8 protein-coding genes are annotated in these 8,022 nt (G+C 55.7%); 3 read left to right on the forward strand and 5 right to left on the reverse strand.

The window, feature by feature from the left end; translation table 11 throughout:
* Window positions 1-227: 227 nt before the first annotated feature.
* The 3 genes from EA462_RS14430 (at window position 228) to EA462_RS14440 (ending at window position 3,576) form a co-directional block, all read left to right on the forward strand.
* Window positions 228-1,511: a Cdc6/Cdc18 family protein gene (locus EA462_RS14430; protein WP_124179275.1), complete on the forward strand. Its 1,284-nt coding sequence runs from the start codon at window positions 228-230 to the stop codon at window positions 1,509-1,511.
* Window positions 1,512-2,173: 662 nt separating this feature from the next.
* Window positions 2,174-3,301, forward strand: a complete 1,128-nt coding sequence (locus EA462_RS14435; RefSeq protein ID WP_124179276.1) for a ComEC/Rec2 family competence protein — start codon at window positions 2,174-2,176, stop codon at window positions 3,299-3,301.
* Window positions 3,301-3,576 (forward strand): DUF3006 domain-containing protein, encoded by a 276-nt coding sequence (locus tag EA462_RS14440; RefSeq protein ID WP_124179277.1) that lies wholly within the window; start codon window positions 3,301-3,303, stop codon window positions 3,574-3,576. Before EA462_RS14435 ends, EA462_RS14440 begins: the two co-directional genes overlap by 1 nt.
* A 68-nt stretch (window positions 3,577-3,644) precedes the next feature.
* Here the strand turns inward: EA462_RS14440 and EA462_RS14445 are convergent, their stop codons facing one another.
* The 5 genes from EA462_RS14445 to EA462_RS14465 form a co-directional block, all read right to left on the reverse strand.
* Window positions 3,645-4,082 carry a PIN domain-containing protein gene (locus tag EA462_RS14445; protein ID WP_124179278.1) on the reverse strand — a complete coding sequence of 146 codons (438 nt, stop codon included), beginning with the start codon at window positions 4,080-4,082 and terminating at the stop codon, window positions 3,645-3,647.
* A complete protein-coding gene (locus tag EA462_RS14450) occupies window positions 4,079-4,384 on the reverse strand; it encodes an AbrB/MazE/SpoVT family DNA-binding domain-containing protein (protein ID WP_124179279.1) in 306 nt (101 codons plus the stop codon). Before EA462_RS14450 ends, EA462_RS14445 begins: the two co-directional genes overlap by 4 nt.
* A 413-nt stretch (window positions 4,385-4,797) precedes the next feature.
* Window positions 4,798-5,781: a hypothetical protein gene (locus tag EA462_RS14455; protein WP_124179280.1), complete on the reverse strand. Its 984-nt coding sequence runs from the start codon at window positions 5,779-5,781 to the stop codon at window positions 4,798-4,800.
* Window positions 5,774-6,811, reverse strand: coding sequence for a hypothetical protein (locus EA462_RS14460; protein ID WP_124179281.1), 1,038 nt, complete (start codon window positions 6,809-6,811; stop codon window positions 5,774-5,776). Before EA462_RS14460 ends, EA462_RS14455 begins: the two co-directional genes overlap by 8 nt.
* 122 nt (window positions 6,812-6,933) lie before the next feature.
* Window positions 6,934-8,022 (reverse strand): hemolysin family protein (locus EA462_RS14465; protein WP_133306668.1); only part of this gene is annotated, 1,089 nt, incomplete at its 5' end.

Consider the following 8,022-nt stretch of genomic DNA (forward strand, 5'->3'; position numbering starts at 1 on the left):
GTTATACGAATTCCCAGCGGGACTTCTGAGTACGTACTCTGATTCCACTTTTCCACAGTATCTTTTTCACCGTCCTTTCCACGCCTATACACTGAAAATGAGGGGTGGGTGTGTTCCCCATATTTTTCTAGTCCATCCGCAAGCGGAACGCACCTCACCGTAATTTCGCACTTTCACTGAAAACCTGGTCGGTGGTTTTATCACCGTGTTCCGTGTGTACGTATCTAATGCCGAACGATCCGATCCCGACACCATCGATCGAGGATCTTGAGGATGATCCCATGTCGACCGAGGATAACTCTATTTTTCGCCGCCGAGAACTCCTTCGTCCACAGCACGTCCCGCAAAAGGATCGTATCGTCGGTCGGGATGGCGAGATCGAGACGGTCGAGACGCTGCTCAAACCGGCTGCATTCGGTGATCCTCCGGAAAGTGGATTTCTCTTCGGAAAGACTGGAACGGGAAAATCACTCGTCGCAAAGCACGTCACCGGGCGCGCTCGAGGAGTCGCACAGATCCAGAACGTCGATCTCGTCGCTGCGTACGTCGATTGTGATCAGTACAACACGGAAACGCGAGCCGCTCGAAAGATGGCGTTCGAGGTCCGTGATGCGATCGATCCGGAGTACTACATCCCGCAAGAAGGTGTCGGAGCAAGCCGTTATTACGATACTCTCTGGAACGCGGATGGACTTTTAAACGAGGCAGACTCGCTCGTCGTTATTCTCGATGAGATCGACAAACTCGAGATGGATGCGGCAGAGATCCTCTCGAAGCTGTCTCGTTCGGAGGAAGCCGGAAAAACTGGCTGTTATATTTCTGTCGTTGCAATATCTAATAAAACTGATTATACTGATGCACCCGATGAACGTGTCGCCTCGAGTTTCCAGGACGACCCGATCGTCTTTCCGCCGTACGATGCAAATCAGCTCGAGGCGATCCTCGAGCGCCGAAGCGATGCGTTCGTCGACGGTGTTCTCGAGACCGGAGTGTTACCCCTTGCTGCAGCACTCGCTGCAAGGGACCACGGCGATGCACGTCGTGCGCTAGATATTCTTCGAACTGCGGGAAAACTCGCTGAACGCGACTCGAGCGAGTCTGTGACTGAAGAACGCGTTCGAGCGGCCGACGAGTATAGCGATATCAACCGTTCGGTTCAGGTCATCAGGAACGGAACTCCCCATTCTCGATACGCACTGTTCGCGCTGTCGTATCTTACGAAATCGAAGCTGACGGACTCGTTTTCGACCGGTGAAGTGTACGACGTGTATCGCGTCGTTGCTGACGTCACTGCCGGCGAATCGCTGAGTCACCAGCGCGTGCTTGATCTATTGAAGAAGTGGACGCTTCCCGAAATCACCGAAAGCCGTCACACCGGTGGGGGAAAAGCCGAGGGAAGCTATCGTGTCCATCGTTTGCTTCACGATCCCGACATCGTGATGAGTTCGTGTCTTGAGGATGATGAGCTACAAACCGTACTCGATACGCTTTCCAAGCATCAGCTGTCCTGACTTCGTTGAAACCGAGGGAACGTCCTGAGTTCACTGAAAACGAGGGGTGTGGCCGTGCGTCCGTAGACCACGAAATGTGTGTTTCGTTCTCACACCGTCTCTGTCCGCTTTCTCGTGGTACTACTGGTGAGTGTTCCTTTCTCACCACCCACCCGTGTACGCTCTCACGTCTCAAAACTATATAATATTTGAAAATAAGTCGTTCTCCGTGTAAAGCGTCTCGTTTCCGGCGTTACACTGAAAACGAGGGGTGCCTCTTTCTCGACCGATCGTCGACTACTGATCGAACGTAACTTCTCGAGCGACGGCTCACAATCCCCTATACTCATAAGCTCCCGGACTCACAATCACTTGACCAACAGCCCGTCAAACTCACGACAGCTCGGATCCGCAACCCTCCCGATCTCGGTCGTCATCCTGATGAATAACACAGATCATCACCACGAATCTCGAATTGCGCTCCGCCATCCCGACGTGTTAAAAACCAGTCATATCCGGGATTCTGTACACAAGCCACTAACGCTTTCCAACCATACACATAGCTTGTGCATAGACGAAATCGAGGTGCGATCCTCGAGTGCGCCAGGGGACTTTCAGTTTCAAGTATCTGTTATCTTATGACTTCCCGAACGATCATGTAGCGGCAATCAAATCACGTAGTAATGAAGCGACTCCTCCTGATCGTTCTCGTCGCAGCCATGCTCGTCCTTGCTGGCTGTGCTGATGGGGCGATCACAGAAGACGATGGGACAACAGTCGAAGCAGATGACAATTTCGAAGATGCCGATTCGAACGACGCTGACGACGATACAACAACCGATGACGACGAAACCGATACGGAAGAAACCGGCGAATCCGAAGCGGGTGAACCCGATCCAGGTGATCCTGACGTCGACGGTGAACTCGAGATTCATCATATCGACGTCGGCCAGGCCGACGCCACGCTCCTGATCGAACCCTCTGGTGAGACGATACTGATCGACTCGGGGGACTGGCGTCAGGGCGGCTCTGACGTGATCGAGTACCTCGGGGATCAGGACATCGATCGGATCGACCATCTCGTTGCAACACATGGTCATGCTGACCACATCGGCGGCCACGATGCAATCATCGAACACTACGAAACCGAACGTGACGGCATCGGCGTAGCCTACGACTCTGGCATCGCACATACGAGCCAGACGTACGAGCGATATCTCGATGCTATCGAAGAGCACGACGTCGAACTCTTAGTCGTCGAAGAGGGTGATCACGTCGAGTTCGGCGACGCGACCGTCGACGTGCTCAACCCGCCGGCAGGTAACTCAGGCTCAGACCTCCACTACAACAGTGTGGCGCTCTCCATCGAGTTCGGTGAGTTCTCCTATCTCACGACTGGCGATGCGGAAGCTGACGCAGAACAACGGATGGTCGACGAGCACGGAGAGCGGCTTGAGACAGATGCATACCAGGCAGGCCACCACGGTTCGACGACGTCCTCGACGACGCCGTTCATGGACCAAGCCACTCCAGAGGTAGCGATCATCTCGAGCGCGTATGACTCCCAGTACGGTCATCCACACGACGAGGTTCTCGAGGACTATGCAGATCGAGGAATCGAGACCTACTGGACTGCCGTTCACGGTGACGTCGCGCTCACGACCGACGGGAGCGATGTAGAGCTCGAGACAGAACACGAGTTCTCGACTGATGCTGGGGATCTCCTCGAAGAGAAACCTGCTGACGATGACGACACACAAGCGTCGCTCACCCACCCGATTGACGTGGCTACAACACCACTAGCTGGCTAATGACCGAGACTTACACCGCGACGCTCGATCGGATCGTCGACGGACAAACAGCAGTGCTCTTACTCGAGGAGAACGGCGAGACCGTCGAACAGCTCGAGGCCGACGTAACGAAGCTACCACCAGAGGCTCAGCACGAACGGGCGGTCCTCGAGATCGCTGTTGAAGCGAGCGAACTCTGCGAAGCAGAATACCTTCCTGAAGTCACACAGTCTCGCAAAGAGTCTCTACAGGAGCGACTCGATCGGCTCTCGAAGACGCTATCGGACCAAGAGTAAACAATCCCTGGGTACAGTGGCACGAGGCTTTTTTCTCTTAGACGTACGCTATTCTCACTGTTCCGCGATTAAACGACGTCCTCGCGAAATCGAACTACGTCGACGTCGATCGGAAGCGTTTCGAAGTCATCATCAGCACCGGCGATGAGTGTCGTATCCCTTTTGTGGGCGAGTGCTACGCCATGAGCGTCCGCGAACGAGATGTGACCATCCGCCTTCACCTCGGCGGCAAGCCGCCAGTCAGCTCGTTCGATTTGAATACCCCACCGCTCGAGCGCACGGAGATCGCGATCGGCAGTGCGAAGTGAGTCTGCCGTGGGTTTGTCGTCAATTCCTTCGAAGCGTGCAACGAGATAGAGTACTTCACCAGCGTTGGTTTCTGCCAGCACCCCTTCGACAGTCCCGTCACGAACGTCTCGAAGGTACTCTTCGACGACACTCCGCCCTGGCTCGTCGTAGAGGTATGCGATGATCGCTTCGGTATCAAAGACGTACCGGTCGCTCATTCATCCTCCGAGTCAGCCGGTCGGAGTCGGTCAGCACGGGCATCTTCACGCCGGCGTTCCTCGTGTTTCAGTTCGCGAACCCGGTCGAGCACGTCGCCATGCTCGTGGTCGGTGTCGGCGTGAATCCCGCCTAACTCTTCGAGCGACGGAACCGGTTCGACGATGATTCGCTCGTCCTCCTCGTAAATGAATACCTCACCAGGGGTGTCGATCCCGAACTTCTTCCGGAGCGTCTTCGGGATCGTTGCCTGCCCCTTCTGCGAGACACGTACAACCTCTGGGTCTCGAGTACTACTCGACATATTATGTCGTACTACTGGCTCTAGGTACTACTAACTATCGGTGAGCGAATCTTCCCAGTCCATCCAACGTCTTCAGTTGGGGGAATCTGACTCTCTGAGGCACTATCTACCTCGTTAAAAGCAAGAATCGCCCCTTCCATGCAGGCCAAACGAACCGCTACCGCGTCCTGTAACGCCCGATCTCGTATTTGCTCCAGCTCGTTTGGCCCATCGCTGCGGAACGTAAGCGGATCCAGTATATGATGGTGCGAAATCAAGAACCTATATAGTTCCGCCTACTTTCACTTCTGAAGCTGCAAATCTGTTTACTTCTTGACTATCTACTATTTCACACAAAACTTGTCTACAGGTCTCACTCGAGACCGTCGATCATTCGAGTCTGGGCGTTCTCGAGTAGTTCAGAGTCGTCCGTGCTACACTGTTGGCGTCTCGATCATTTTGAGGAAACTATCCGTTTCGTTCCCGCCACCGGCCAGTACCGACGCGCCGACGGCGAGCGTCCGGCACTCTCCGGTATCGATCGTTCGCTCGGTATCCGGCTGTCCCGTTCCCTGCCAGTCACGGATGTCGAACACTTCTACCCCGTTATCGCCACCGACCAGAAGCCACGCACCGTCGTCAGTAACTCGCACTGCACGTGGTGTTCCGATCGTCGTCGAGATTATTTCTGTAACTCCGATCCTATCTGATTTCTGACCAATTCTACACCATGTCACATCACCACTATGATCGCAAAAGACAAACTCGTTGTTAGTCTGCCAGTATCCATCTTCGACTTCGGCGTCGGAATCTATCGCGGTGATCTCGCTACCTCCTTTTTGGTTCGGTCGCACGAGTCGAACCGTTCCTGATGCTCCACCGCACAGGACGAGTTTCCGTTCGGGGTTGATCGCGACGAACTCGAGGGGCTCCTGGCTTACGGTTTCGGCGGGTCCGATCGAACCGAACTCGGGGAATCTTCCGTAAAGTGCCAGTTCGCCAGATTCGGTCACCCCTCCGAGCGTTTTTCCGGAGTTCCCGACAGAAACGTCTGTAACGGTGCCTTCGAGTTCGCCGGTCCAGTGTCGCTTCCACCCGGTAGCGTTTGGCTTCCCGGTGTGTTCGGGTGTCGCGTAGACGAGTATCTCGTTCTCTCGAGTAAAAGCGACGAACTCCGAGTTGGCTCCGAAAGCTGATCCGAGCGCGTGAAACGTCGTTCCATCGTCCTCGTCGTAGTCCTCCCATCCCAGCCGTGCGATCTCGTACAATCCGGTCTCCGTTCGAAGATCGATAATTCCACAGGATTCGCTCATGGAGACGGCTGCCCACCGACCGTTCGGTGAGACCGAGGATGCTTCGAACGGCATTGGTAATCGACACCACTCTGCGAGCTCTGCGTTCGTGTTCCAGTCAGTCATCGTTGTTCACCTCGAATGCGATCGGCTGCGTCGTCGCTTCACCTTTTCGTCCGTCACGCGAGAGGTGCGCTCGAACGTACGAACGAACCTCGTCGTTGCTCTCGTAATCCAGTTCCGTACCGGTTTCGATCACTTCTCCCTCCGAAATCCAGACCGCATGGTCGTAGTTGGACGCGTTCACTCTGAGTCTTCCGTCCGCTTCGTCGTGTTCGACCGATTCGATCACGGGCGGCAGTTCACCGGTCGGTCGCGCCACCGATGGGTACCAGTGACCGTTCTCCATCGCGTTTCGAAACGCTGGAACGGTCAACTCGTCCATGAAGAGTTCACAGTACCCGGAGTTGAGATCGAAGTCGTCTTCTTTCGATCCCGACCCCGACATGTCATCAACGGCGAGCGAATAGATCGGTCGGAACCCCTCCTCACGCCGGTAGAACTCCGTGAGTAGGTGGTCGTACAGGTAGAGGTCACGGTACCGATATCCCTGATTCCAGACCTCGATGCCGAGGAGTTCGTCACTCGGATAGTTCTCAAAGACCTCGATCAGGTCCTCGAGGTCGTATTCGTGCGTATCCTCCACGTTCCAGTATCGTCCGGGGTGGGGCCACCAGCAGAGTGCGTTCTGCTCGACGGCCGCTTCGACCCGATCCATTCCGCCGACGAGGTCTTCGTTGACGAAGTCCGATTCGATGGTGTTGAACACGTTGTCGACTTTGTCGTAGTTCCCTCTGATCGCCAGGAGGTCGAGTTCCTGATCGGCGGGGCCTTCGCCGTGGTTCTGAATCGGATACCGATCCTCCCAGTCGTATGGAAACTCGGACCACTCCGTCCATGGCCACGGCATCTCCCCGCCGTTTTTCTTGTTGGAAATCGCGAGGATGTCACACCGGTGTCCGTCGTAGATGTCGGCCAGTTTATGAGCCGGATACCGGTAGCCGTTTCTCGGCGGCTCGTTCGGATGAGTGTGAAACTGTGCGGTGTACTGTTGTGTCGGCGCGTCTTCGTAGGGGAAGTGTCTAACTGTGGTCATCGTGGTGTGCTCGATTCGGCCGGGTGGTCTCTCCACTCTGCCAACGTCGTCTCGGTAGTTCGATATTCCTTAGGGTACTATCAAAGCGTTTTCGGTTCCGTGGGTTCCCCACCTCCAGCCACTCACTCGAGCGACCGATCGACGATGTCGTTGTCGTTTGGTTCTCCGTTCTCGTTACCTCTCTCCGCCCCCTCCTCCGGCTCTTCGGGCGCTTCGAGTTTGTGGAGTCGGGCTTTCATGATTCGGGTGTTTTCGACGGTTTCGACGGTGATGCGGACGCCATCGAAGGTGATTTCTTCGCCTTCTTCGACGAGTCGACCGGCGCGGTTGAAGATGAAGCCGGCAATAGTTTCGAACTCTTCGCCCTCGGGAAGATCGATCTCGAGCGCCTCGTTGACGTCCTCGATAATGACTTCGCCGCGGACAAGGACGGTTCGGTCGTCGAGTTCTTCGACGGGTTCTTCTTCGCCGGATTTGAGGATCTCTCCGACGATCTCCTCGATCATATCTTCCATCGTTACCAGCCCCTCTGTCGTTCCGAACTCGTCGATGACGATCGCCATGTGCATGTACGTTCGATCCTCTTGCATCTCCGCGAGCAGTTCGTCGATATTCTTGGACTCGGGGACGTGGAGGGTCGGCTGGACGAGGTCGGTGAGTTCGAGGTCTTCAGCTTCGGTTTCGCCGTAGTTGAGATCGCGGACGAGATCGCGGATGTGGACGACGCCCTGGACGTTGTCGAGGCTCCCCTCGTAGACGGGAATGCGGGCGTGACCGCTCTGGATACAGATGCTGATAGCCTCGTCGATGGCGGCGTCTTTTGGGACGGCGGTCATGTCGAGTCGGGGGGTCATGACCTCTTTGACGATGGTGTTGTTGAACCGGAAGATGCGCGTGAGCATCTCGTGTTCTTCTTCCTCTAAGACGCCCTCGCGCTCACCGGATTCGATCATCTCCTGGATTTCGTCGCGGGTGACGTAAGGGGATTCGATCGCGCCGGTGGAGCCGGTGAGTCTGTTGACCTGGCGGGTGAGGTAATCGAAGAGGACGATCAGCGGAAAGAGGAAGTATTCGGTGGCTTTGAGCGGTTTGGAGATGCGGATCGCCCAGGATTCGGTGTTTTCGACGGCGTAAGATTTGGGCACGCTCTCGCCGAAGAGAAGGACGATCGCGGTGATGCCGAAGGTCGCGAGGATAACGCCGAGCAGGCC

It is taken from the genome of Natrarchaeobius halalkaliphilus (assembly GCF_003841485.1).
Classification (GTDB): Archaea; Halobacteriota; Halobacteria; order Halobacteriales; family Natrialbaceae; genus Natrarchaeobius; species Natrarchaeobius halalkaliphilus.